The 24,725-nt window shown below is 66.7% G+C and carries 25 protein-coding genes; 20 read left to right on the top strand and 5 right to left on the bottom strand.

Features of this window, described 5'->3' with window-relative positions; translation table 11 throughout:
• Positions 1-26 precede the first annotated feature (26 nt).
• The 3 genes from WDZ97_RS05315 (at position 27) to WDZ97_RS05305 (ending at position 1,898) form a co-directional block, all read left to right on the top strand.
• A complete protein-coding gene (locus WDZ97_RS05315; protein WP_425762032.1) occupies positions 27-356 on the top strand; it encodes a hypothetical protein in 330 nt (109 codons plus the stop codon).
• Positions 357-377: 21 nt separating this feature from the next.
• Positions 378-713 (top strand): hypothetical protein, encoded by a 336-nt coding sequence (locus WDZ97_RS05310; protein WP_425762031.1) that lies wholly within the window; start codon positions 378-380, stop codon positions 711-713.
• Between the two features lie 147 nt (positions 714-860).
• Entirely contained in the window at positions 861-1,898 is a 1,038-nt protein-coding gene (locus WDZ97_RS05305) for a DUF1501 domain-containing protein (RefSeq protein WP_425762030.1), read from the top strand.
• Between the two features lie 7 nt (positions 1,899-1,905).
• Here the strand turns inward: WDZ97_RS05305 and WDZ97_RS05300 are convergent, their stop codons facing one another.
• Complete coding sequence (locus tag WDZ97_RS05300) at positions 1,906-3,474, bottom strand: response regulator (RefSeq protein ID WP_304003635.1); 1,569 nt, start codon at positions 3,472-3,474, stop codon at positions 1,906-1,908.
• 135 nt (positions 3,475-3,609) lie between these two features.
• Between WDZ97_RS05300 and tsaB the strand changes: the two genes are divergently transcribed.
• Genes tsaB through WDZ97_RS05280 form a run of 4 tightly spaced genes read left to right on the top strand, consistent with a single transcriptional unit; the run spans position 3,610 to position 6,188 of the window.
• The gene (gene tsaB, locus WDZ97_RS05295) at positions 3,610-4,305 is read left to right on the top strand and encodes a tRNA (adenosine(37)-N6)-threonylcarbamoyltransferase complex dimerization subunit type 1 TsaB (protein WP_425762029.1); all 696 of its coding nucleotides are present in this window, start codon (positions 3,610-3,612) and stop codon (positions 4,303-4,305) included.
• Positions 4,305-4,793: a ribosomal protein S18-alanine N-acetyltransferase gene (gene rimI, locus WDZ97_RS05290; protein WP_304003689.1), complete on the top strand. Its 489-nt coding sequence runs from the start codon at positions 4,305-4,307 to the stop codon at positions 4,791-4,793. Before tsaB ends, rimI begins: the two co-directional genes overlap by 1 nt.
• A 10-nt stretch (positions 4,794-4,803) precedes the next feature.
• Entirely contained in the window at positions 4,804-5,580 is a 777-nt protein-coding gene (locus tag WDZ97_RS05285; RefSeq protein WP_425762028.1) for a uracil-DNA glycosylase, read from the top strand.
• Positions 5,581-5,636: 56 nt separating this feature from the next.
• On the top strand, positions 5,637-6,188 hold the full coding sequence (locus WDZ97_RS05280) for a glycine zipper domain-containing protein (RefSeq protein ID WP_425762027.1): 552 nt from the start codon (positions 5,637-5,639) through the stop codon (positions 6,186-6,188).
• A 74-nt stretch (positions 6,189-6,262) separates the two neighbouring features.
• On the opposite strand, the gene lplT is transcribed toward WDZ97_RS05280, so the two are convergent.
• Positions 6,263-7,528, bottom strand: a complete 1,266-nt coding sequence (gene lplT / locus WDZ97_RS05275) for a lysophospholipid transporter LplT (protein WP_304003640.1) — start codon at positions 7,526-7,528, stop codon at positions 6,263-6,265.
• Positions 7,529-7,774: 246 nt separating this feature from the next.
• Here lplT and WDZ97_RS05270 point away from each other — a divergent pair, with 246 nt between their 5' ends.
• Genes WDZ97_RS05270 through radA form a run of 3 tightly spaced genes read left to right on the top strand, consistent with a single transcriptional unit; the run spans position 7,775 to position 11,248 of the window.
• Positions 7,775-8,674, top strand: a complete 900-nt coding sequence (locus WDZ97_RS05270) for a LysR family transcriptional regulator (protein ID WP_304003641.1) — start codon at positions 7,775-7,777, stop codon at positions 8,672-8,674.
• A 46-nt stretch (positions 8,675-8,720) separates the two neighbouring features.
• The gene (gene alr, locus WDZ97_RS05265) at positions 8,721-9,881 is read left to right on the top strand and encodes an alanine racemase (protein WP_425762026.1); all 1,161 of its coding nucleotides are present in this window, start codon (positions 8,721-8,723) and stop codon (positions 9,879-9,881) included.
• Positions 9,882-9,886: 5 nt separating this feature from the next.
• On the top strand, positions 9,887-11,248 hold the full coding sequence (gene radA, locus WDZ97_RS05260; RefSeq protein WP_304003643.1) for a DNA repair protein RadA: 1,362 nt from the start codon (positions 9,887-9,889) through the stop codon (positions 11,246-11,248).
• 166 nt (positions 11,249-11,414) lie between these two features.
• On the opposite strand, the gene WDZ97_RS05255 is transcribed toward radA, so the two are convergent.
• The 3 genes from WDZ97_RS05255 to WDZ97_RS05245 all read right to left on the bottom strand — a co-directional run bounded on the left by WDZ97_RS05255 (position 11,415) and on the right by WDZ97_RS05245 (position 14,990).
• Positions 11,415-12,308, bottom strand: a complete 894-nt coding sequence (locus tag WDZ97_RS05255; protein ID WP_425762025.1) for a nitrate- and nitrite sensing domain-containing protein — start codon at positions 12,306-12,308, stop codon at positions 11,415-11,417.
• Positions 12,302-13,501 (bottom strand): methyl-accepting chemotaxis protein, encoded by a 1,200-nt coding sequence (locus WDZ97_RS05250; protein ID WP_425762024.1) that lies wholly within the window; start codon positions 13,499-13,501, stop codon positions 12,302-12,304. The genes WDZ97_RS05255 and WDZ97_RS05250 overlap by 7 nt, the downstream gene beginning before the upstream one ends.
• Positions 13,502-13,679: 178 nt before the next feature.
• Complete coding sequence (locus tag WDZ97_RS05245; RefSeq protein ID WP_425762023.1) at positions 13,680-14,990, bottom strand: DUF3422 family protein; 1,311 nt, start codon at positions 14,988-14,990, stop codon at positions 13,680-13,682.
• A 180-nt stretch (positions 14,991-15,170) separates the two neighbouring features.
• Here WDZ97_RS05245 and WDZ97_RS05240 point away from each other — a divergent pair, with 180 nt between their 5' ends.
• From WDZ97_RS05240 to WDZ97_RS05195, 10 genes are all read left to right on the top strand, one after another.
• Entirely contained in the window at positions 15,171-15,836 is a 666-nt protein-coding gene (locus tag WDZ97_RS05240; RefSeq protein WP_425762022.1) for a GspH/FimT family pseudopilin, read from the top strand.
• Positions 15,833-16,288 (top strand): type IV pilus modification protein PilV, encoded by a 456-nt coding sequence (gene pilV / locus WDZ97_RS05235; protein ID WP_425762021.1) that lies wholly within the window; start codon positions 15,833-15,835, stop codon positions 16,286-16,288. Before WDZ97_RS05240 ends, pilV (WDZ97_RS05235) begins: the two co-directional genes overlap by 4 nt.
• Positions 16,285-17,358 carry a prepilin-type N-terminal cleavage/methylation domain-containing protein gene (locus WDZ97_RS05230; protein WP_425762020.1) on the top strand — a complete coding sequence of 358 codons (1,074 nt, stop codon included), beginning with the start codon at positions 16,285-16,287 and terminating at the stop codon, positions 17,356-17,358. The genes pilV (WDZ97_RS05235) and WDZ97_RS05230 overlap by 4 nt, the downstream gene beginning before the upstream one ends.
• Positions 17,355-17,966 carry a pilus assembly PilX family protein gene (locus WDZ97_RS05225; RefSeq protein WP_425762019.1) on the top strand — a complete coding sequence of 204 codons (612 nt, stop codon included), beginning with the start codon at positions 17,355-17,357 and terminating at the stop codon, positions 17,964-17,966. The genes WDZ97_RS05230 and WDZ97_RS05225 overlap by 4 nt, the downstream gene beginning before the upstream one ends.
• A gap of 20 nt (positions 17,967-17,986) precedes the next feature.
• Entirely contained in the window at positions 17,987-21,550 is a 3,564-nt protein-coding gene (locus WDZ97_RS05220) for a pilus assembly protein (protein WP_425762018.1), read from the top strand.
• Between the two features lie 16 nt (positions 21,551-21,566).
• Entirely contained in the window at positions 21,567-22,025 is a 459-nt protein-coding gene (locus WDZ97_RS05215; protein WP_425762017.1) for a type IV pilin protein, read from the top strand.
• 108 nt (positions 22,026-22,133) lie between these two features.
• Complete coding sequence (locus tag WDZ97_RS05210; RefSeq protein ID WP_425762016.1) at positions 22,134-22,754, top strand: GspH/FimT family pseudopilin; 621 nt, start codon at positions 22,134-22,136, stop codon at positions 22,752-22,754.
• Complete coding sequence (pilV, locus tag WDZ97_RS05205) at positions 22,754-23,200, top strand: type IV pilus modification protein PilV (RefSeq protein ID WP_304003655.1); 447 nt, start codon at positions 22,754-22,756, stop codon at positions 23,198-23,200. Before WDZ97_RS05210 ends, pilV (WDZ97_RS05205) begins: the two co-directional genes overlap by 1 nt.
• Positions 23,197-24,189 carry a prepilin-type N-terminal cleavage/methylation domain-containing protein gene (locus WDZ97_RS05200; protein ID WP_425762015.1) on the top strand — a complete coding sequence of 331 codons (993 nt, stop codon included), beginning with the start codon at positions 23,197-23,199 and terminating at the stop codon, positions 24,187-24,189. Before pilV (WDZ97_RS05205) ends, WDZ97_RS05200 begins: the two co-directional genes overlap by 4 nt.
• A complete protein-coding gene (locus WDZ97_RS05195; protein WP_425762014.1) occupies positions 24,186-24,725 on the top strand; it encodes a pilus assembly PilX family protein in 540 nt (179 codons plus the stop codon). The genes WDZ97_RS05200 and WDZ97_RS05195 overlap by 4 nt, the downstream gene beginning before the upstream one ends.

The raw sequence follows: 24,725 nt of genomic DNA, 5'->3' as shown, positions 1-24,725 counted from the left end.
CATAAGGCTTACAGCCGCTGCACAGCATGGAGTCCAAGGTAATCGACGCAGGGCTTCAGGGGGACAACGGGGTGAGCAAACGCAGACTGATGGGCATGGCAGTGCTTTGCGCTGTACCGGCCGTCGTCATGGCAGCGGTTGTGCCAGCTGTACAGACGCCGTCGGAAGGGGTGGGGCCGGCCGTTCAGGCAGCCGCCCCCGCGATCGACAGACCGGAGACGGCGGGCGACAGTGTTGCGGATTCGCACCTGCTGCTGCAGTACGCGCTACACCGCTCCAGTCGCTACCTCTACAATCCGGGCGACGGCGCACAGTTGGCTGGCGCGGCCGGCCTTCTGGAGACTGTTGAACACTAGCGATTTGAGGAGCGTAATCGGATGAAGTGTGCTGACCTTGCCGGCTCGCGACTGTACGGCATCCTTGCCGGGTCCTGTGTGGGTGCGGTGTTGTTCGCATCGGCACCGGCATTGGCAGGCCCCGGTGAAGCGGGCGCGCGTCGGGATTTCGTCGAGCCGCAGCGCTTCGAGCGCGTGATTCCGGCCGGGGCGACGCTGCAGCCGATGCGCCGTTTCGACGAGGAAGCCAGCCCGGTCCGGCGCCTCGACTTCGGTGACCAGCGCGGAAACCGGATGACGCCTGAAGAACGTCGTCAGTTGCGACGCGACATCCGCGATGCGGCCCGCGAGCTCTACCGCGACGCACCTCGGCCGTGACCGGCTTCGGCCTCCCGCTTCGCTTTTCCCAGTTTCGCCCGTTGTCCGCTACAGCAGTTTTCGGCCCACACCTCCTCTTCGTGGGTTGCCGCGCAGCGGCATTGCGACCTGCCCCCAGGGGCAGGTCTTTTGTTTTCGGGAGCCTGAATGGACCGTAGGCATTTTCTGCTGACCGCCGGAAGCGCCTCGCTGGCACTGGCCAGCGAACTTCGCGCAAGCGAACCTGCGCCCGCTCCACGACTTCTGTTCCTGATCGACCTGGTCGGCGGCAACGACGCGCTGAATACGCTGGCACCGCACACCGACCCCGCCTACTACCGCGCCCGTCCGACCATTGCACTCGACCGGCGCACGGTGCTGCCGATCGCACCGGGTCAGGCCCTGCATCCGTCACTGCGTCCGCTGATGCCGTTGTGGGATGCCGGTGAGCTTGCGCTGGTGCAGGGCGTGGGCTGTACCGGCGGCAGCGTGTCGCACCATCGTGCGACCGAAATTCTCGACAGCGCCCTGCTCGAAGACGCGCCGCTGCAGACCGGCTGGCTGGCGCGCTGCCTGTCGTTGCACGACGGCGTCCGCCACGCGGCGACGCAGGCCTTGACGGTGTCGTCCGACCTGCCGGGACCTGTACACGGCTTGCCGCGCTGCCGCCGACTGGCCGACGAATATCCGGAGAATGTCGCCGGGCGCTTCGGCTTTCCGCAGGACGTGCTCGGATGCGCACTGGCGCAGGCCTGCGCCGAACTGCTGTCCGGCTCGGATGCCGCGGTGGTGCGGGTGGCCCTCGATGGCTTCGATACGCACGAGAACCAGCCTTCGGCCCACGCCCCTTTGCTGGCTTCGCTCGCCGCGTCGATGACGGCGCTGCGCAGCGCGCTGAGCGCGATGGGGCGCTGGCGCGATACGCTGGTCCTCACGCGCAGCGAGTTCGGGCGACTGGCGCACGAAAATCTGAGCGCCGGCACCGACCACGGCAATGCCGGCATCCAGCTGCTCACCGGCGGTCGCGTCGTCGGCGGACTGCATGGCCGCGAATTGAGCTTCGATGCGCTCGATGCACGCGGCGCCTTCGTGCCGGCGGTCGACTTCAGGTCGGTCTATGCATCGATCGCGCGCGACTGGCTCGGCGTCAGTCCGGTTGCCGCCTTGACGGCGACGCCGGCGCTGCACGGATTGCTGCACGCCTGAGGCGCGATCAGACGGCGCGGGCGGTCGGCTTGTGCCGGTCGTAGCCGTGCTTCTGCGCAACGCGGTTGTACTGGATGTGCGCGTCGATCACGCGGCGCTCGCGCGGGGCGAGTGTAAACACATCGATCAGGATGTTGCGCGCGTCCTCGGCCAAAGCGTCGTCCCAGTGCGGGTCGAGCTGCCTGATCAGTTCGGCCAGTCGAGCCAGTTCGGCGTCGACGTGGTCGAGGTCGGGGCCGGCCGCGCTTTCCTCGGCCAGATGTGCAGCGGCCGCCTGCGCGCGCTCGCGGGCCGAGCGCGCGTTCTGGCGTTTCAGGCGGTTCGATACCGTACCGCCGGCCGCTTCGATCTTGTCGACCAGACCGGCTGCGGCTTCCTCGTTGTTGGTGGCGAAACAGGCTTCGGCCAGTTCGCTGGTCGCCAGCATGTCCGGTTTGCTGAGGCGCGCGTGCGTCTGCAGCGCACGGTTGATCGCTTCGCGCGCGCCGCCCTCGTCGCCGCGCTGCGACAGCATGCGCGCCTCGACCACGTCCGACAGCACTGCCGCCGTTTCGCTGCCGCCGAGCAGACCGCGCATCGTTTCGAAGCGGGCATTCAGTTCCTCAGCCGCGTCGGGCAGTTCGATCAGGCTTTTGATCAGCGTCAGATGGTCCTCGGCGCTGGCCAGTGACGTTCCCTCGGTACGGTCGACCACGCGGCGCATCACGCTTGCCGCGCGCTCGACTTCACCGGACTCGAGACAGATCTCGCCGATGCTGCGAAGCCGGCGGAGATTGTCCGGCGCGATCGAGTCAGCGCGCTCGTAATAGGTGCGCGCCTGTTCGAGTTCGCCATTGCGTTCGTGCAGTTCGCCGAGGAAGTCGTACACGCCCATGAACTCGGGAAATTCCTCGTTGATCTCGGCAGCGTGGCGTGCGGCCTCCGCCACGTCGCCACGTTCGCGCAGCACCATGGCATAACCGATGCGCGCCCAGGGCACGGTGTTGCGGGCCATCACCGCCTTGTAGATCTCGGTGGCTTCGTCGAGGCGACCCAGGGCGATCAAGGCCTCGGCCCGGATGCGCAGCGCGTCCATCGAGTAACGCGGCTGGCTGGCGAGCACCTTGTCGCACTCTTCTATCAGCGCTTCCAGATTGCGCGCCGCCATCTGTTCGTAGATCGACTTCAGCGCGTGCTTCTTTTCGACCGCCTTGACCAGACGTTCGCCGAGCTGACCGGACGTGAAGGGCTTGAGCAGGTAGTCGTCGGGCGCGAATTCTGCGGCCGCAACGACGCGCTTGCGGACGCGCTCTCCGGTCACGATCATGAAGACCGAGGACAGCGGCAGGATGTCGTTCAGGCGCAGTTCTTCGAGCACCCGCAATCCGTCCTGCTTCTCACCGAAGTTGTAGTCACACAGCACGACGTCGGGCGTAGCTGCCGAGCATTGCCGCAGCAGGTCGGCCGAGCTGCCGGCCATGCCCACGTGCTTGACGCCCGCCTGCGACAGCTGCGTGCGCACCCAGGTACGCACGACCTGATTCGCGTCGGCGATGACCACGCGCATCTTGTCGAGGACTTCGGTCGGCAGGAACATGAGGTGTGACGGACTCCGGACTCTGGGGCACAGTCAGGTGTAACGGCGGTACCCGCGTCGAACTTGAAGTATCCGCCCGCGCCGCAGGCAACAGAAGCCCCTACAATTCGCCTTTGCCCCCGGTTGCTGCACTGCATGAAACTGCTTGCTCTCGAAACGTCCGCTGAAATCGCCTCCGTCGCGCTGCGCCTCGATGACCGCATGTTGTCGAGGGAAGGGGGAACACCGGGCACCCATGCGCAGTTCATCCTCGGCTGGGTGGGCGAACTGCTGGACGAGGCGGGCCTGACGCTGAACCAGCTCGATGCGATCGCATTCAGCGCCGGCCCGGGCAGCTTCACCGGCCTGCGGCTGGCCGTGTCGGTGGCGCAAGGACTGGCGCTCGGCGCCGGGCTGCCGCTGGTGCCGGTGCCGACGCTCGATGCGCTCGCGCTGGGACGTGGCGACGGGCTGCATCTGTGTTGCGTCGATGCGCGCATGAGCGAGGTCTATAGCGTGGCCTGCGAGGTGCGGGGCGGGCAGGTCGAGGCGCGCACCGACATCCGGGTCGGACCGCCCGACAGCCTGCCGCCACCGCCGGACGGCCCGGCGCACTGGAACGGTTGCGGCAGCGGTTTCGCACTGGCACCGCTTGCTCAACTGGCGTGGACGGCGGATCTCGCCTCGATCGATGCCACCGCCGCGGTGCATGCGCGCGATATCGCCCGGCTCGGGGCGATCCGGTTGGCCGCGGGGCTGTCCGTCGATGCAGCGCTGGCGGCGCCGCTGTATGTGCGCGACAAGGTGGCCCAGACCACGGCCGAACGACTGGCCGCGGGAGGCCGCGCTTGATGGCGGCGGCGGGCGTCAGCTTCGGCACGGTTACTTCGTTCGCGCCGATGCGCGACGAAGACCTCGACGAGGTGGCACGCATCGAGCGCACGCTGTTCGATTTCCCGTGGACGCGCGTCAATTTCGCCGACTCCCTGAGTGCCGGTTACTGCTGCCGCGTCATGTGGCAGGGGCGCTCGATGGCGGGCTACGCGGTCATGATGTGCGTGCTCGACGAGGCCCATCTGCTGAATCTCAGCGTGGCACGCGAATATCAGTGCCACGGGCTCGGTCGGCGACTGCTCGCTCACCTTGGCCGCGAGGCGATGAGCCATGGTGCGGCACGCATGTTTCTCGAAGTCAGGCCGTCCAACGTGGCCGCGCGCGCGTTGTACGAGCGCACCGGCTTTCAGCCGATAGGGCGGCGCCCACGCTATTACCCGGCGCTGGACGGTCGCGAGGACGCCATCGTGATGAGCGCAGAACTGGACGACACATGGATGCAATGAGGTCACCGCGATGAGCCGCCGCGATTCGATACTGCGCGAAATGGGCATCGCACCGCTGTGGCGCGATCGCGCTTCGCCGTCGCCGCAGCTGACCACGGTGGAGGCACTGCCGAACGCACAGGCACCGGTCGAGGCACAGCCGCCGGCCGCTCCGGTGCGCGTCGACGCTGCCCCTGCGCGACCTGTCGCGCCCGTGGTGACGCCGGTCGCTGCGCCATCCACTACCGTGTCGGCCGAGGGCCTGGGTTGGGACGAACTGGAACAGCGCATTCGCGCCTGCCAGGCCTGCCGCCTGAGCGAGCGTCGCACGCAGGCGGTGCCCGGCGTGGGCGACCGCGAAGCCGACTGGCTGTTCGTCGGCGAGGGGCCGGGCGCGGAAGAGGACGCGCGCGGCGAGCCCTTCGTCGGCCAGGCCGGCAAGCTGCTCGATGCGATGCTGGCCTCACTCGGGCTGGCGCGCGGCCACAAGGTCTACATCGCCAACGCGGTGAAATGCCGGCCGCCAGGCAATCGCACACCCGAGGCGGACGAGATCGCGACCTGTCACCCCTATCTGGATCGCCAGATCGAACTGATCCGGCCGCGCATCATCGTCGCGCTCGGCCGGCCTGCCGCACAGACGCTGCTCGGCGGCGAGATCAAGATTGCCGCTGCGCGTGGCCGTCTGTTCCAGCGCAAGGGCGTTCCGGTGGTGGTGACCTACCATCCCGCCTATCTGCTGCGTAACCCGCAGGACAAGGCGCGGGCCTGGGAAGATCTGTGCTTCGCGCGTGCCAGCGTCGTCTGACAGCGTCGGTATCAGGCCGGCGCTAGCATCGCGCCACTTTCATCCGGAGTCCCCACGTGTCCACCCTCAGAAACTTCGCGATCGCCCTCAGTCTGACCGCGTTTGCAGCGCCGATTCTTGCCCAGCCGCCGGCCCATGCGCCGGCGCACGGCTGGCGCAAGAAGAACGATCCGCACTACGTCGGCTATACCGGCTACAAGTGGAACGACGACTACGGAGTCCGCTCCGGCCGTTGCAACCGCGAAGCGGTCGGCGCGGCACTTGGCGGGACGGTGGGTGGTCTGGTCGGCTCGGCGGTATCGGACCGCGACAGCCGCCTTGTTGCCATCGTGCTCGGCACCACGATAGGCGCGCTGATCGGTGCCCGCATCGGCCGTGACCTCGACGAGGCGGACCGCGCCTGCATCGGTCACGCACTCGAACTGGCCGACAATGGCAAGCCGGTGCGCTGGCTGTCGGAAGGCGTGAGTTACACGCTGACGCCGGGCAAGGCAAGCGGGGAGGGCTGTCGCAGCTACACGCTGCGCGGCGAGGCGAACGGTCGCAGCGATACGTCGAAAGGGACGGCCTGTCGTCGTGACGACGGTGCCTGGGTGCCGCGCGGCTAGGGTCAGCTGACATTGAATCGCGCGCCCGGCGATTCAATGGCAACAGACCCTAGACTGCGATCCGACGGCGCCGGTCAGTGGATTGCGCCGTCGTCCAGCTGCGCGACGTCGTCGTGCCGGCGTTGATTTGCGTGGTGCCATTTGCGCACCGCGTACATGGTCGCCGCGACGAAAGCGCCGAACAGGATCATGACGATGTAGACCGACAGGCCGGCCGCCAGCAGCGCGGCGTAGAGCCCGGTCATGATCAGGATGGACAGGTTTTCGTTGAAGTTCTGCACGGCGATCGAATTGCCGGCACCCATCAGCATGTGACCGCGGTGCTGCAGCAGCGCATTCATCGGCACCACGAAGAAACCTGCACAGGCGCCGATCAGCACCAGCAGCGGTACCGCCAGCCACAGATTGCTCACCAGCACCATCAGCGGCACCAGTACGCCCATCGCGATGCCGAGCGGAATCACCCGTACCGAGGCGCGCAGGGAAATGCGGCGCGCTGCCATCACCGCGCCGATGGCAATGCCCACCGCCACCACGCCCTGCAGCTTGGATGCTTGGGACAGACCCATGCCGAGTGCGCGGTCGGCCCAGTCGATCACGATGAACTGCAGCGTGGCGCCCGCTCCCCAGAACAGCGTGGTCACCGCCAGCGAAATCTGCCCCAGCTTGTCCCGCCACAGACCGGTGAAACAGCGGCTGAAGTCGCCGAGCAGTGCGACCGGGCTGGCGTGCAGCGGCTTCATCGGTACACCGGTGTCCGGAATGTAGAGGTTGAAGAATGCTGCAAGTGCGTACAGTCCGCCGACGATGATCAGACTGACCTCGACCGTGGTGTCCAGGCCGGTGTCGATCAGCGGCAGGTCGATGGCAAGCAGGCGCGCGCTCAGCGACGGATCGATCAGCAATCCGCCCATCAGCACGCCGAGGATGATGGCGCCGACCGTCAGGCCTTCGATCCAGCCGTTGGCGACGACCAGCAGACGGTGCGGCAGGTACTCGGTCAGGATGCCGTACTTGGCCGGCGAATAGGCGGCCGCGCCAAGACCGACGACGGCGTAGGCAAACAGCGGGTGCACCCAGCCAAACATCAGCGCGCAGCCGCCCACCTTGATCATGTTGCTGATGAACATGACCCGCCGCTTCGGCATCGAGTCGGCGAAGGCGCCGACGAAAGCGGCCAGCGCCACGTAGGAAATGGTGAAGAACAGCTTGAGCAGCGGAATCTGCCAGCCCGGCGCCTGCATGTCCTTCAGCAGATAGATGGCAACGACCAGCAGGGCATTGTCGGCGAGCGCGGAAAAGAACTGCGCCGCCATGATGATGTAGAAGCCGAAAGGCATCGAACGTCTGCAGCCGAATCAGGCCGCCGGCCGGGCGAAAAAAGTGCGCCTTTATACCATGAACCCCTTGACGCCCTTGCCGCCCCCGCGCTTCGTGTCACAAAGCGTATCCTGTCGCGCCGCAACACGATTTCGGCATCCGTAGCGCTGCTGTCGCATCGCGTCCACTGACGCATTTTGGTTTACCCGCCAACCCCGACTTGGTCTATAACCACGAGGGCAGGCGTCACTTATATAGAGGGAAAAATGCCCGATAGAAGGCTGGAAGTCTTTCACGCAGCAGCGAGCCAGATGTCGTTCACGCGCGCGGCGGAACTGCTGCAGATGACCCAGCCTGCGGTCACTTTCCAGATCAAGCAGCTGGAGGAGCATTTCGGCACCCGGCTATTCGAGCGCGCCCACGGCCGCGTGTCGCTGACGCCCGAAGGCGTCAAGGTGAAGGACTACGCCGACCGCATCCTCGACCTGTTCGCCAATCTCGAGAACGAACTGCAGGCGATGGCCACCGACCTGCGCGGCCACCTGCTGATCGGCGCCACGCCCACCGTCGCCGAATACCATCTGCCGCCGGTGCTGGCGGAATTCCGCATCGCCCATCCGAACGTGGTGCCGCGCCTGACCGTCGACAACCCTGATGTGATCGAGGACATGGTGGACCAGCGCGTGCTCGACATCGGCATCGTCGAAGGCCTCGGGCGCGGCGGCTCGCAGGTGATGGTCGAACCCTGTGCCGAGGACGAGCTGGTGGTCGTCTGTTCGCCCGACTTCCCGCTCGCCAAGCTGAAGGAAGTGACACCCGAACACCTGCTGCTGCATCCCTGTGCCGGGCGCGACGCGGGCAGCGTACGTGCGCTGCTCGAGAACTACCTGTCGCGCGGCGGCGTCGATCCGGCCAAGCTGCCACTGGCGTTCGAGCTCGACCGCCTGTCCTCGGTCAAGGGCGTGCTCGAGCGCGGGCTGGCCTACGCCATCCTGTCGCAGGCCGCCATCCGCCACGAAACCAGTCTCGGACTGCTGGTGGCGGTGCCGCTGCGCCCGCGGCTGGTACGGCACATGACGCTGCTGTACCCGTCCGAACGCTTCCGTACTTATATGGCGAAACAGTTCGGCGAGTTCGCGGCAACCCGGCTGTCGCAGCGCCGATAGTACAATCCGGGGCTTCGCAGCTCGCAGTTCCCTCCGAACGCCCCTCATGTCGCGCCCGCACTACACCGAACCCTTTCCGCTTTTCCGTCCCATCCACGCCTGCATCGATTTCGATGCGCTGCGCCACAACTACCTGCGCACGCGCGAGCTTGCCGGCGGCGCCAAGATGTGGGCCGTGATCAAGGCCAACGCCTACGGTCACGGCATCATGCGCATCGCGCGCGGCCTGGCGACGCTGGCCGACGGCTTCGCGCTGCTCGACCTCGAGGACGCCGTCCGCCTGCGCGAGGCGGGCATCGCGCAGCCCATCCTGCTGCTCGAAGGTTTCTTCGGCGCCAAGGACCTGCCGGAAATCGCGGCGCGCAAGTTGTCCACCGTGGTGCACACGCTGGAACAACTCGACTGGCTCGAATCGGCGCAACTACCGACCGGCGCGCGCATTCCGCTCTTCCTCAAGGTGAACACCGGCATGAACCGGCTCGGCATTACGCCGGCCCAGGTGCCGGCCGCACTAGCGCGCCTGCGCGCCTGGCCGCACGCGGGGCAGATCGGCCTGATGACCCATTTTGCCGACGCCGACGGCGAGCGCGGTGTCGATGCCCAGTTCGCGCGTTTCGCACCGCTGGCCGCCCAGTTCGACGGTCCGGTGTCGATGGCGAATTCGGCGGCCTTGCTGCGCTTCCCGCAGACGCACGCCGACTGGGTGCGCCCCGGCATCCTGCTGTACGGCGCCAGCCCGGCCACGGCCCACGCCACGGCAGCCGACATCGGCCTGAAGCCGGTCATGCGCTTCGAGGCGCGAGTCATCGCGGTGCAGCACCTGCAACCGGGTGACCGCGTCGGCTACGGCGGCATGTTCACCGCCGAGCGTTCGATGCGCGTCGGCACCGTGGCCTGCGGCTACGCCGACGGCTACCCGCGTCACGCGCCGAGCGGCACGCCAGTGGCGGTCGATGGTGTGCGCAGCCGGCTGGTCGGCCGGGTGTCGATGGACATGATCGCCGTCGACCTGACCGACATCCCGCAAGCCGGCCTCGGCAGCGTGGTCGAACTGTGGGGCGAGCATGTATCGCTGGACGAAGTCGCCCTGCGCGCGGGTACCGTCAATTATGAACTGGTGTGCGCGCTGGCCCTGCGCGTGCCGGCGGTTGAGATCGGTACGGCCGAACTGAACGAGCCGCAGCCGACCGTCGCGCTGGCCCGCTGACCTCGATGGCAAAGCCGAAAACGAGTTACGTCTGCAATGAATGCGGTGCGGTCAGCCCGAAGTGGGCCGGCCAGTGCGCCGACTGCAAGGCCTGGAATTCACTGGTCGAAACGGTGCCGGAGCAGGGCACCGGCGCGCATCGCTTTGCCTCGCTGGCCGGTACCGCGAAGGTACAGGCGCTGGCCGACATCCGGCCGCGCGAAGAGCCGCGGCTGCCCACGGGGCTGGACGAGTTCGACCGTGTGCTGGGCGGCGGCCTGGTACCGGGCGGCGTGGTGCTGATCGGTGGCGACCCCGGCATCGGCAAATCGACGCTGCTGCTGCAGGCGCTGGCCCAGCTCGCGCCGCGCGTGCCGGCGCTCTACGTGACCGGCGAGGAATCGGGCGAACAGGTGGCGCTGCGCGCGCAGCGGCTGGCGCTCGACCCGGCCGGCATGCAGCTGCTGGCCGAAATCAATCTGGAAAAGATCGGCGCCGCGCTGAACGATACGCGACCGCGCGTGGTGGTGATCGACTCGATCCAGACCGTCTATTCCGAACAGCTCACGTCGGCGCCCGGTTCGGTCGCCCAGGTGCGCGAATGCGCGGCCCAGCTCACGCGTGCGGCCAAACAGGCCGGGCACAGCCTCATCCTGGTCGGTCACGTGACCAAGGAAGGCACGCTGGCGGGGCCGCGCGTGCTCGAGCACATCGTCGATACGGTGCTCTATTTCGAAGGCGAGACCGGATCGAGCTTCCGCCTGGTCCGCGCCTTCAAGAACCGCTACGGCGCGGTCAATGAACTGGGCGTGTTCGCGATGACCGAGCGCGGGCTGCGCGGCGTGTCGAATCCGTCGGCGCTGTTCCTGTCGCAGCACGCGCAGCCGGTGCCGGGTTCCTGCGTACTGGTGACGCAGGAAGGCACACGACCACTGCTGGTCGAGATACAGGCGCTGGTCGATAGTGCGCACGGCAATCCGCGCCGGCTCACCGTCGGTCTCGACAGCGCACGCCTGGCCATGCTGCTGGCGGTGCTGCACCGGCACGCAGGTGTCACCTGCGCCGACCAGGACGTGTTCGTCAATGCGGTGGGTGGCGTCAAGATCGGCGAACCGGCGGGCGATCTGGCCGTGCTGCTGGCCATCGTGTCGTCGCTGAAGAACCGGCCGCTGCCAGCCAAACTGATCGCCTTCGGCGAAGTGGGCCTTGCCGGCGAAATCCGGCCCGCGCCGCGCGGTCAGGAACGCCTGCGCGAAGCCGCCAAGCTCGGCTTCACGCACGCCCTCATTCCGCGCGCCAACGCACCGAAACAGGCGATCGAAGGGCTGACCGTCATACCCGTGGAGCGGCTGGAAGAGGCATTCGCGCGCCTGAGAGAGCTGGATTAGCGAGTTCTGCGGAAGCAGTCTCGTAACGCGACAGATGCCTGAACCAAACCCGGCGATCTGTATCTGCCTCGTCGCGGCCAAAGGCCGCTCCCGCAGAAAAGCGCGCCTGATCAAGGTGCCGACGGGCGCGTGGCGCACATCCGCGGCCTGTCCTGGCGCACGAACCTCAGTGCGCCGCCATGGTGGCCCGCAGCAGCGGAGTCGGCGCCTGCAGTTCCCGCCTCAGTTCAACACCGCATTCATCGACCCACGCATACACGCTATCGATGGCGCGGGTCGCTTCGGCGAACCAGACCTGGGCGGTGATACCGCCTGTCTCGCCCAGCAGATTGCGGCGCAATGTTGTCATCATGCTGCCCACAGTGCGTCCGGCCTCGATCGCGGCGCGGCTGCCGTCGGCCGCAGCCAGTGCCTGCCGGACCAGCGCCTCGATGCGTGCGGCGAGGAACATCAGGCGTACGCGCGCCACCGGCGCGCACTGACCGCGCGACGCGACGCCGGTGCCGATGGCGCGGGCCTGACCGAGGTATTCGGCCAGCGCCGGCAGACTCGCGACGTGGTTGCGTACGCGGCCCGAATCGACGCGACCGGCCGCGCCCAGTTCGACCCGACTTTCGCCCAGCGCGTCCAGCCACTCCAGCGCACGCGACACCAGTTGGCCGTGGCGGCTCAGGCTCTGTTCGGGCAACAGTTCGCCACTGCCGAGCAGCTCGATCAGTTCGCGCCACTGGAAGCGGAACACCATCAGTTCGTTGTGGGTGAGACAGGCACGCGGCATCGCCTCCTCGGCGCGCACGGTGCCGTCGAGCGCCGCGATGCAGCGATCGATCTCCTGCTGTCGTTGCCGCAGCTGCGGGGCGAAGCTGGCATCGCCGGCCAGCCACGCGACGCTCATGCCGCGGTGCTGTTGCAGCGTGCGCACCAGCTGCAGCAGCAGCGCACAGTCGTCGAGCGCGCGCAATGCCGTATGCGCAGTCAGCGAGGCCGTTCGGCGACGGTGCCAGGACAGCAGCGCCAGGGCGACGACCAGCACAGAGGAAATCAGGAGCGCGTTCAGCATGTCGGCTCGAAGCGGTAGGTTTTGAGCGTGTCGCCGAGCTGTCCGGCCATCTGTTCGAGATAGCCCGACAGTTCCTGGTTGTCATGCACCAGGTGCTCGTTCCGTTCGGCGAGGTCGGCGACCTGTTCGACGTCGCGCGCCAAGGCCTCGGCGGCGCGGCTCTGTTCGATGCTGGCCTGGGCGATCTCGGTCGCCGCGTGCAGCGTGGTGTCGATCTGGGCGGCGATGTGCTGCAGGCCGGCGAGCACCGTGGCCGTGTCGGCCGCGCCCTGCGCGACTTCGTCACCGGCGGTGCGCAATGCCTGGCTGACCGCCGACACTTCTCCCTGCAGGCGCTCGATCAGCGCCTGAACCTCGTCGGTGGCCTGGCGGGTCAGGCCGGCCAGCTTGCCTACTTCGTCGGCCACCACGGCGAAGCCGCGTCCGGCCTCACCCGCGCGCGCTGCCTCGATCGCTGCATTGAGTGCCAGCAGATTGGTCTTTTCGGCGATCGAGGCGATGGTGCCGACGATGCCACCGATGTCGATCGAGCAGGCGTCGAGCCCGGTCATGCGCTCACCGGCCGTCTGCATGTCGGCGGCGATGTCATCCATGCGATGGCCCAGCTGTCTGCCGGTGCGCATCCCGTCGCCGGCCGCCTCATGTGCGGCACGCGCCATTGCGGCGGCGTCGCCCGCCTGTTCGGAACTGAGGGCGAGACTGGTCGACAGCTGTTCAAGCGTCGCGGCCGACCCGACGGTGACTTCGCGCTGCGAGCGCACACCGTTGTCGCCGGCCTGGGCGTTGGCGCTGCTCTCGCGCGCCGAGTGCTCCAGCTCGCGTACCGCGCGCGACAGTCGAGTCATCAGCCGGACGAACGAGCGCGCCATGCTGTTCATGCTTTCCAGCAGCGCCGGGGCGTCGATGCTGCCGGGCTGCAGACGGGCGGTCAGGTCACCGCTTTCGAGCGCCATGGCGAAGCGGGTGAGCGCCTGTTGCGCGCGTGCCTCGCGTCGGCGTTGCAGCGCCAGGCAGAACACGCTTGCAGCGAGCGCCGGCAGCGCAGCGGTTGTCGCCCAGCCCGACAGGCTGGCGAGCCAGCCGGCGGCAAAGGCGAGCACGATGGCAAGCGCGCTGTGCAGCGAAGTCGAGAGCGGGAGACGCAGGCGGACGGGTGCCTGCGCGGTCGGGTCTGGAAGCGTGAGCGTATTCATGTGCGCGCTCATGCAAGAGGCAGGCCACCCGTCACCTTCTGCATTCCTGCGCGGAAAAGGTCACGTCGACCGCTGCACGACGCACACCGTCGGTGCGCGCGCACCGATGCCGAGCGCATCGCCGGCAGTGGGTGCCGTGACCGGCTCGGTCACAGCTCATCGATTCAGGGGCGGTCGCTCAGTGCGCGCCTTCTTCCGCCGCGAGCTTGCGGCGCATGCGCCGCAGGCCGAGCGCGACAAGACCGGCGATGAGCGGAATCGAGATCGCGGTGATCGCCTCCGGGCTCAGCGGCAGCAGATGCTTCACGCCCTTCGCGAGGTACTGCACCAGTTGCGAGGCGTAATAGGTGATGGCGACGATGGACAGCCCTTCGACTGTTTCCTGCAGGCGCAACTGCAGACGCGCGCGCCGGTTCATCTGCGCCAGCAGTTCCTGGTTCTGCCGCTGCAGTTCGATGTCGACCCGGGTACGCAGCAGTTGTGAATTGCGCGCGACCCGGCCGGACAGATCGTCCTGGCGTCGGGCGATCGCCTCACAGGTGGAGATCGCCGGCGCAAGCCGGCGGTCCATGAACTCGCCTATGGTCGGGAAGCCTTCGATGCGCTGTTCGCGCAGTTCGGCGATGCGGCTCCGTACCAGCCGGTAGTAGGCCTGGGCAGCGCCGAAGCGGAAGGTGGTGCGCGCGACCGAGTGCTCGACTTCTGCCGCGAGGCGCGTCAAGTGCGACAGCACGCTGCGTTCGTCCTCGGCGCTGGATGCGCTGCCCATGCCGTCCATCAGATTGGCCAGTTCGCCCTCGGCGCGACCGAGCAGGCGACCGACGTCCTTGGCCACCGGAAAGGCGAGCAGGGCGATGATGCGGTAGGTCTCGATCTCCAGCAGCCGCTGTACGGTGCGCCCGGCCTGCCGCGGCGTCAGCCGCTCGTCGAGCACCGTGTAGCGCGACCAGCCGTCGGTCAGCATGAAGTCGGTGAACACCCAGGCGGCACCGTCCGACACCTGGGCGCCGACCGCCTGCCGCCCGCTGGCGATCAGCCTGTCCATCACGCTGCGCGGCGGCAGTTCGGCCGTGGAGCGCAATTCGATATGGGTGGCCACCATCAGCGAACCCGGCAGGCCGTCGAACCAGTGCGCCGGCACCGAGGCCAGCGCGCCACGGGCGCAGTCCTCACCGTCCGATGGCGTGCGGAAGAAGGCGTAGCTCGAGAACTCGTTGTGGCGCTCCCACTTCAGCTTGAAGTCGCCGAGATCGAGCTGCAGGTGGCCGCCTTCGGCCAGCGGCAGCGGGCGCGCGTAGGCGTCAGCCAATGCCTGCAGGTGACGAATTTCGTCGTCCTCGCGCACGCCGTCATGCATCAGCGCCACATAGGACACCAGTTGCGGATGCGCGACCGGCACCGGCGGGCGCGCGTGCAGTTCGTTGTTCAGCTTGTAGCGCAGCGGATGTTCGGTCAGCTTGCCGGCGGTGGCGTGGTCGGGCGTCGTCATGAAGAGAGGGCGTGTGATGTCCGGTGCGCATTGTGCAGCAGAGCAGGGCGGCGCGGGCGCGTGACGCATTTCACGCGAGCGGTCGGCGCGGCGCCGTTCGGGCGATGACTTCTGCCGTTCGTCATCGGCGGGTCGAGATTGACGCTGCGCTGATTTAACCTCAAGTCACAAATTCTCCGCATGGACGTGCAGCTCATGATTCCTGCCAGGTCAGCCCAGTACGGCTTCACCTTGATCGAATTGATGATTGTGGTGTTGCTGCTGGCAATCATTTCAGCGTTCGCGCTGCCTGCGTTCCAGAGCTTCATCGCGTCGAACCGACTGACGTCGGAGGCGAACGAACTGCTCGCCGGGCTGAATCTCGCGCGCTCCGAGGCGGTGCGTACGCAGCGCCGCGTCGTGCTCTGTCGTGCCACGACAGCAGCCGGGAAAGTGGACAGGGCCTCCGGTTGCGTCACGACGGCCGACACGCAGCCTTGGCAGAGCTGGGTCGTCTTCATCGATACCGATGCCGACGGTGTGTTCGATGCGAGCGAGGCAGTGCTTCGCGAACAGGTGATTACCGGCAACGCCTTGAACCTGGTGTCGGATGAGGCGCTGCGCACAGCCGGCAACCGGATCGCTTATAGGCCTGACGGTCTGGCAAGGGCGCCGGGTTCGCTTGCGCTGCAGGGAGCGGTGATCAGTGTATGCGACAGCAGTGGCTCGCTTGCGGTCACCGCCAATGCGCGCAACGTGACGCTGCTATCGGGTAGCCGCGTGGCGGTCACGCGCGGGGGCAACGCGAGTTGTAGTGTCACGGCATCCGTGGAAGAGACGGTGGAAGAAGCGGAGGAAGGTGCATGAAGAAGCCCGTCGAAGCGCACCGGCAGGCCGGTGTGTCGCTGATCGAAGTGCTGGTTGCGCTGTTCGTGCTCGCCTTCGGCATGCTCGGCATCGCCGGCATGCAGACGATGGCGATGAAGGCCAACCAGAGCGCGTTCGAACGGAATGCTGCGGTGATCTCCGCCAATTCCATCGTCGAACGCATACGCAGCAACCAGCGCTGGGAGCGTGACGGCAGCTATAACCGCGCCCTGCCCACGGGGGCCTGCACGGCGCCGGAAGGCACCGATCGCGTATCGGTAGATATTCAGCGCTGGCTGGGCGAGTTGACGACAAATCTCGGGGATAACGCCTGCGGTGGCATCAACTGCGCTGGCAGTCCCGTTTTCTGCCGCATTTCGGTGCGCTGGGACGACAGTCGGGTGCAGGGTGGCGCAGCGGCGCAGATTTTCGAAGTGGACGTGCGCATATGAGCCGGCAGACAAACAGCCAGAGCGGCATTTCGCTGGTCGAGGTCATGGTGGCGCTGGCACTGGGGCTGATCGTGTCGGTCGGCGCACTGTCGTTGATGCTCGGCAACCGCCAGTCCTACCGCACGACCGAGGCGCTGGCGCGGGTGCAGGAGGCGACGCGCATCACCTTCGATCTGATGTCGCGCGACCTGCGCGCCGCCGGCATCAACGCCTGCAGTGGTGGCGTACGGGTGATGAACCTGCTTGCCGATCCGGCGACCGCTCGCTGGTGGACGGACTGGAATGGCGGCCTGCGTGGATTCAACGACAGCGACGTATCGACCGCGGTCGCATTCGGCTCGGCTGCGCAGAACCGGGTCGCCAATACCGACATGATCGAACTGATGCACGCCTCGACCAATGCGTTCCCGGTCAAGGTTCACAACGCCTCCGCGGCCGATGCGACGCTCGCCGGTCTGACCGTTCCGGCCCGGTCCATCGCGCTGGAGAAGCCGGGCGGCCAGGGCCACAGCTTCGTTGCGGGCGATCTGCTCGTGGTCTGTGATTATGAGGACACGACCCTCTTTCAGGTGACTGGCGTGAACGGCGGTGCGAACTCGGTTGCGCATGCGTCGCGAACTGACGTCGCCGTGATTCCCGGCAATTGTGCCAACACGATGGGTTTCCGTCCGTTGTGCACGTCCACTGTCACGCGCGCTTTCCAGCCAGGGTCACAGGTGATGCGCTTCGAGCCCGTTGCCTGGTTCGTCGGGAACAACGGCCGCACCGGCAGCGAAAGCAGTCCGACCTCGCTGTACCGCATCCGCGTCGTCAACGATGGTGCGGGCAATGCGGCGCCAGTGATCGAGGAAGTGGTCGAAGGTGTGCGCGGGATGCAGCTGCGCTACATGTACGACCGCGAAGATGCATACCGCGATGCAGACACGGTGGCTGACTGGCGCCTCGTCACCGGCGTCGAGATCCAGCTCACCATCGAGTCACCGGAATCCGGCACGACCACCAGCACGACGCAGCCGCGGCTGACGCGCACGCTCACGCATGTGGTCAATCTGAGGAATCGTGTGCCATGACAGTCCATTTTCTTTCCAGGGCCCGTCAGCGTGGTGCGACCCTGCTGATCGCGCTGGTCATGCTGGTCGTGATGACGCTGCTCGGGCTGGCCAGCATACGCAGCACCAGCATGCAGGAGCGCATGGGCGCCAATCTGTACGATCGCAGCCTCGCCTTCCAGGCGGTGGAGTCAGCGCTGCGCGAGGCCGAGGCGCGTATCTCGATCAACACAGCGGCCACCAACAGCGCGGGGTTCTATTGCCCACCCAATGGCGTGCCGCCAAGTTGTGCAGCCCCCGGGCCGTCGGCTACGGAATCGGCCACGGAGAGCGAAACACCCTCGGAGTCCACGACGACCTATATCGAGCGCTGGAAAGACCCGGCCACGACCTGGGCCAGCGCCACCACCTGGTGGGGCAGCGTCGACGACGACATGAAAGCGCGGCTGGGCGGAACCAACCGGCAGCCGCAATACATCATCGAATACATGGGCATGTCGGAAGACGGCACCGGCTGCGGCCAGCGCGGCGACACCAGCTGCCGCGGGCCGCGCTATCGCGTGACCGCACGCATGCCGCCTATCGACGGCCTGCCCAACGTTGTTCTTCAGACCAACTACCGGCCGTGAATTCACTCGGAGTACGCATCATGAGCGCAATCCCCTCCCGCTTCGGCTGGCGCAAAAGCGCACTGAGTGCCGCATTGCTGGCTGCGTTTGCGTCGGCGCCGGTGAAGGCGCAGACCGAGATGTCAAATCTGCCGCTGGTGCTGAATGTCACCGCTGCGCCGAATGTAATGATGATTCTCGACAACTCGGGGTCGATGCTTTACGAGTCGCTGCCGGACTACTTCCGGGACATCTGGGATTTCGAACTGGCGATGCGCCACACCGGCAGCACCAGCATTTACATGCCGGATTACGACGACCTGAACATTTTCAATCTGGCGCTCCGGTCGTCGTCGCTGAACCGCATCTACTACAACCCCAACGTCACCTACCGCACCTGGACGCAGGCCGATGGCACCAGTTATGCCCAGTCGTCGCCGACGGCCGCGCCGATCCGTCCGGGCTCCACGACGACGATAGATCTGACGACGGAGAAGACCCACACCTTCCGCTGGCGGACAAACACCACGGCCACGACCTTTTCCGCCAGTTCGACGGCGGTGCCACGCACCTTCTCCTGCCCCGACGGACCCGACGGCAACACGCAACCGGACGACACCTGCGCCCAGACCTACGCGCCGATGACCTTCTTCGTCCACAAGGGCACAGGATCGATCTACGAGCGGGCGAACTATTACCGTTATCGGATTGTTGGCGCTGCCGCCACTCGCAAGGACTTGGCGGATGGCACCGAAACCGCGGTGACCAGCTTCAGCTGGGCGGGAGGCATCACGCGCACGCTGGATCAGGAAAAGCAGAACTTCGCCAACTGGTACACCTACAACCGCAGCCGTATCAATGCCGCGAAGGGCGGCGTGAGCTACGCCTTTTCCACGCTGGGGCAGAACTACCGGGTGGGCTTTCGCACCATCAACGGCACGACCGGATGGCTGGATATCCCGACCGACGGCACCTTCTCGGATACCAATCGCAGCAATTTCTTCACCCGCCTGTTCGACGCCGTGGCCGACGGCAACACACCGCTGCGCGTATCGTTGTGGAACGCAGGCGCCTACTTCTCGACCGCGGCGCCCTGGGGGCCGAACGTGGGCGGCGCGCCGTTGAGCTGCCGTCAAAGTTTTTCCATTCTGACCACCGATGGCTATTACAACGACAACAGCACGGTCTACGCCACCGCGGGCAATGCCGACGGCACCAAGGGTCGGCCCTACGCGGATACGCAGTCGGTCACGCTCGCAGACATCGCGATGTACTACTACGACACCGATCTGCAGCCCGACATCGACGACAACGTGCCGACCACTCCGGAGGATGGCAACAACAGGCAGCACATGAACACCTTCGGCGTCTCGTTCGGTCTGACCGGCTCGCTAAACACGGCAACCGACCTGGCACGCCTGACCTCGGGCGAGATTTCCTGGCCGAGCATCTCTACCGACGCCGGAAAGCTCGACGATCTGTGGCACGCGACAATCAATGGCCGCGGCCAGTTCGTCAATGCCGCCGATCCGCAGGAATTTGCCGATGGCCTGAAGGGCGCGCTGGATTCCATCGTCGCGCGCACCGCGTCGTCGTCCAACCTCGGCGTGTCCTCGGCCCAGCTGCGGCAGGGCAGCCGGGTGTTCCAGGCCCGCTTCACCAGCGAGGTGTGGACCGGCGACATCTGGTCCTTCCTGATCGGCAGCGACGGGGAAATTCCCACCGACCCCGAGTGGCGTGCGTCGGAACGGGTACCGGCCCCGGCCAGCCGGAACATCTACACGCGCAATGGCAGCACAGCGGTCCCTTTCGTGTGGGACCAGCTCAGTGACGCGCAGAAGGCGACGCTGGGCAACAACAGCGCCGTGCTCGACTACCTGCGCGGCGTGCGCAGCGGCGAGTCGAGCGAAGGCGGTACCTTCCGCAACCGCTCGTCGCTGATCGGCGACATCGTGCATTCGTCGCCGGTCTATGTGGCGGAACCGGACGACTTCGCTTACGAGCGTTTTTCCTGGCCCGGCGCTTCGACCTATCAGACACACCGGACGCTGCGTGCGGACCGCACGCCGATGCTCTATGTCGCAGCCAACGACGGCATGCTGCACGGTTTCGTCGCGAGTACGGGTGCGGAGCGCTTCGCCTACGTGCCGTCGTCGTCGCTGGCGCAGATGTATCAGCTGACGCGGCCCAGCTACACCCACCAGTTCATCAACGACGGCGCGCTGACCGTGGCCGATGTCTATGACGCCGGTACCGCGAACGCGTGGCGCACACTGCTGGTGGGTTCGACCGGCCGCGGCGGGCGTCAGCTCTATGCGCTCGATGTCAGCGACCCGACCATCCCGGCCGACAACCCGGCCGGTCGGCGTGTCATGTGGGAATTCTCGGACGCCGACTTTGGCAAGTTCACCGGCAGGCCGGTCGTCGGCCGGATGAACAACGGCGACTGGGCGGTGCTGGTGGGCAATGGCTACAACAGCAACGAGTACAAGGGCTTCCTGTTCGTCGTCAATGCAACGACCGGTGCGCTCATCCAGAAGATCGACACCGGCGCCTGCCCGGAAACCGATGATCCCTGCGTCAGCAACGGTCTGGGCGAAGTGACGACCTGGGACGAGGACAACGACGGCGACATCGACTACGTCTATGCCGGTGATCTGCGCGGCAATCTGTGGCGTTTCGACGTCACCTCGGACACGCCGTCTCAGTGGAAGGTGTCGTTCGGCACCGATACGTCGCCGCTGCCGCTGTTCCGTGCGCGCAATGCGTCGGGTACGCCGCAGCCGATCACCTCCAAGGTCGAGGTGCTGCTCGACCCCTCTACCGGCACGCGCTGGGTGTCCTTCGGTACCGGCCAGTTCCTCGGCGACACCGATCGCTCCAGTACCGCACTGCAGACCTGGTACGGTCTTTACGACAACTACGCGAATGCGGCCACCTCTCCAGTGAGCGGTCGCTCGGATCTGGCGCAGCGCGTGGTGCTGGTCGAAACCGAACAGACGACCACCACGGAGACCGAGAACGCCGAAGGCGAGACCGAAACAACCAGCGAAACCGTCAAGGTCAGGGTGATTTCGGCACAGGGCGACACCGTCGGTGGCGACAGGGTGATCGACGCCGACGGTACGTATATCCGCAAGGGCTGGTATCTGGATCTTGTTCCGCCCACCGGCACGGCGGCGGGCGAACGCATGATCTACGGCGTGCAGGCCTTTGGCGGTGCATTGTTCGCGACCAGTGCGATTCCGGCTGACGATCCCTGCACACCGGGCGGCTCCGGCTGGCTGATGGCCATCGATCCCTACACCGGTGGCCGCCTCGACGCCGACCTGTTCGCCAACCGTACCCAGGTGACCGTCACCACCGGCGACTCGAGCACCAATTACTACGTCAGCGCCGTCAGTACCGGATCAATGCCGTCCAGCCCCATCCTTGTGCGCAACGAGGGGGGTTCGGGCAACCAGAGCGGTGGCTCGACCGGCGGTACAACGGTCGGGCGCTCGGACGCACTGGTCAATACGTCCGATCTCGGTATCCTTCGCGAGCGCCTGAACCTGCCCGACCGCTTCGGCCGGATTTCCTGGCGCGAACTGATTGCCGACTGACACGGAATACATACAGATGAACACCGCCAACAACACTCGCCCGCAGCGTGGCTTCACGCTGATCGAACTGATGATCGTGGTCGCCATCATCGGCATCCTCGCCGCGATCGCCTATCCGAACTACACGCAGTACGTGATCGACAGCCGGCGCGCGACGGCCGCCGCCTGCCTGTCCGAACAGGCGCAGTCGCTCGAACGCTTTTTCACCACCAATCTGACCTACGTCGGCGGCGGCACCAACCTGAACACGCGGCAGTGCGTCACCGACCTGGCCGGCTTCTACACCTTCGCATCCGACATCGACGACGACACACCGCGCGCATTCGGTATCACTGCGACGCCGCTCAACGCCCAATTGAACAACGACAGCAAGTGCGGGTGCGTGCTGACGCTGAACCAGACCGGCACCAAGGGCGCGTCCGGTTCGGCTGCGCGCTGTTCGACCGCGGCGGGTGTGTCGGCCTGCTGGAAGTGAGTGGCAGACACCGAAATTGACACGGAACGGCGTGCCGCCGGCCAGGGGGCGCTCAAGCTGCAAGGTGAGCAGGCCGTATACGACTGATCGTCGCTCACCTCGTCTCACATGTCCGGCCCCCATCCACAGTCGGGTTTCACGCTGCTGGAACTGATGATCACGGTCGCCATCCTGGCCGTGATCACTGCGTTCGCGGTGCCGTCCTTCCAGTCGCTGATCATGCTCAACCGTCTGGCCAGCGAGGCGAACGAACTGGTCGCCGCACTCGGTCAGACACGGACCGAAGCGATCCGCGTGAACCGGCGCGTCATCCTCTGCCGCGCAGCGACCGACGGCGGCACGGTCGCCGCGGCCACCGGCTGCGTGGCCGGCGCCGGGCGCTGGGCCGGCTGGATGGTATTCGTCGACGCCGACGCCAGTGGCACCTACAACCCGAACGCGGCGAGCAACCCGGACGAGGTGCTCATCCGCACGCACGCCTTTCACGGCAACCTTCTTCAGACCGTCGCAGGCAATGCGCTGTCCGGCGCCGGTAACCGCATCGTTTTCCGGCCGGACGGTCTGGCGCGCGCGCCTGGCCAGACCCTGCTGCAGACTGCCACGCTGCGGCTGTGCGAGGCGTCGGCGACAATCCAGCAGAACGCGCGCGACGTCAGACTGGGCGGCGGCAGCCGCGTCAGCGTGGCGCGCGCGACCTCGGCCGCCTGCGCGGCGCCGGAGGATGTCTGATGCGCGCGCCTTCCGGGCAGTCGGGCATTTCGCTGATCGAGGTGCTGGTCGCCATTTTCGTACTGGCCATCGGCATGCTGGGCATGGCCGCGCTGCAGATGGCCTCGCTGCGTTCCAATCAGAGCTCCTACGAGCGCAGTGCGGCCGTCATGGCCGCCTATACGATGATCGACCGCCTGCGCGCCGACGTCACCGCGGCGCGCGCCGGCAGCTACAACCTCGCCCTCGACGACGACTGCGCGTCGCCGGGCGGCTCCACTTTTCCGGAAGTCCAGCTCGCCGCCTGGCTGGCCGATCTGCAGACCAGCATGGGACCGTCCGCCTGTGGTGGCGTGACCTGCAGCGCAGGGGCGGCCGCAAGCTGCGTTATCAGCGTGCGCTGGGACGACAGCCGGGTGCAGGGTGGCCTGAGCAACCAGACCTTCAGCATCGAGGCGCGGCTGTGAGTACGCGGGGGCAGGGCGGCAGCACGCTGATCGAACTGATGATCGCGCTCACGCTCGGGCTGTTCATCATCGGTGCCGCCATCGCACTGATGCTGAGCAACCGGCAGACCTACGACACGACCGAAGGTCTGTCGCGCATCCAGGAATCGACACGCACTGCGTTCGAACTGCTCGCGCGCGACATCCGCGAAGCCGGGCTCAATTCCTGCGGCGGCGCGCTGCAGTTCGTCAATGTGCTGACCAATTCGTCGTCGCTGTGGTGGACGCAGTGGAACGGCGGCGTACGCGGCTACGGCGGCAGCGACGCCTTCGCTGGCGCCACCTTCGGCTCGGGCGTCGGTCAGCGCGTGGCCGGTACCGCGGCGCTGCACATCATGCGCAGCGGCAGCCAGCCGCAGACGGTGGCCAGTCACGATACCGGCAGCCAGTTGCTGACGCTGAGTCCGCGCAACAGCGCGCTGTCGGCCGGCGATCTGGCCATTGTCTGCAATTTCAGCCAGGCCAGCCTTTTCCAGGTGTCGGCGGCCGACGCGAGCACGGTGTCGCACGGCACCGGCGACACACCGGGCAATTGCTCGCGCGGTCTCGGCTTCGCCAATCCGCCCGACTGCAGCGAAACCGGTCAGACCTACCGCTTCGAGGCGAACGCCGTGGTGATGCGACTCGAGTCCCTGGCGTGGTACGTGGGAAACACCGGCCGCACATCGACGACATCGCGGTCGCTCTATCGCGTGGCCCCGCAGAACGAGGCCGGCACGCTGTCGCTGGTGACCGAAGAGGTACTCGACGGCGTGATCGACCTGCAGCTCGACTACCTGATCGAAGGCGGCAGCGCCTACGTCGCCGCATCGGCGGTCACCGACTGGAATGCGGTGACCGGTGTCCGCATGCGTCTGACGATAGAGGAACCGGATCGCCCCGCAGCAGTGACCGACCGCGTGCGCCGGACGATGACGCACGTCGTCACGCTCAGGAACCGGATGTCATGAGCGCCCGTCAGCCGCATGCGCAACGTGGCGTCACCCTGGTGGTGGCGCTGATGCTGCTGATCGCCATCACGCTGCTCGGTCTGGCCAGCATGCGCGGCACCGGCATGCAGGAGCGCATGAGTGCCAATCTGTATGACCGCGCGATCGCCTTCCAGGCCGCCGAATCGGCGCTGCGCGAAGCGGAGGCGCTGCTCGCCACCGGCACCGCCGGGCCCTTCGACGGCACGGTCAGCGGCCTCTATCCGAAGCCGGCGCCGGGTGCCGAGGATTTCGCCAATCGCTGGGAGGCGGCTGCCACCGTGTGGGCCAGCGCCTCGGTGTGGTGGGAGGGGGCCGACGCCGACACCCGTGCCAAGGCGGCCGGGGCGCCGCAATACATCATCGAGGATCTCGGCATCTGGCCGTCCACGCCCGACTGCGATACGGTCACCACCATCGCCGCCGATTGCCTGAAACCGCGCTATCGCATCACGGCGCGCAGCGCACCGGTGTCGGGCCGACCTTCGGTGTTGCTGCAGACCACTTACCGGCCATGA

Source organism: Methyloversatilis sp. MC4-4 (genome assembly GCF_049843555.1).
Lineage (GTDB): Bacteria > Pseudomonadota > Gammaproteobacteria > Burkholderiales > Rhodocyclaceae > Methyloversatilis > Methyloversatilis discipulorum_B.
This window is presented reverse-complemented; position numbering and strand designations above follow the sequence as displayed.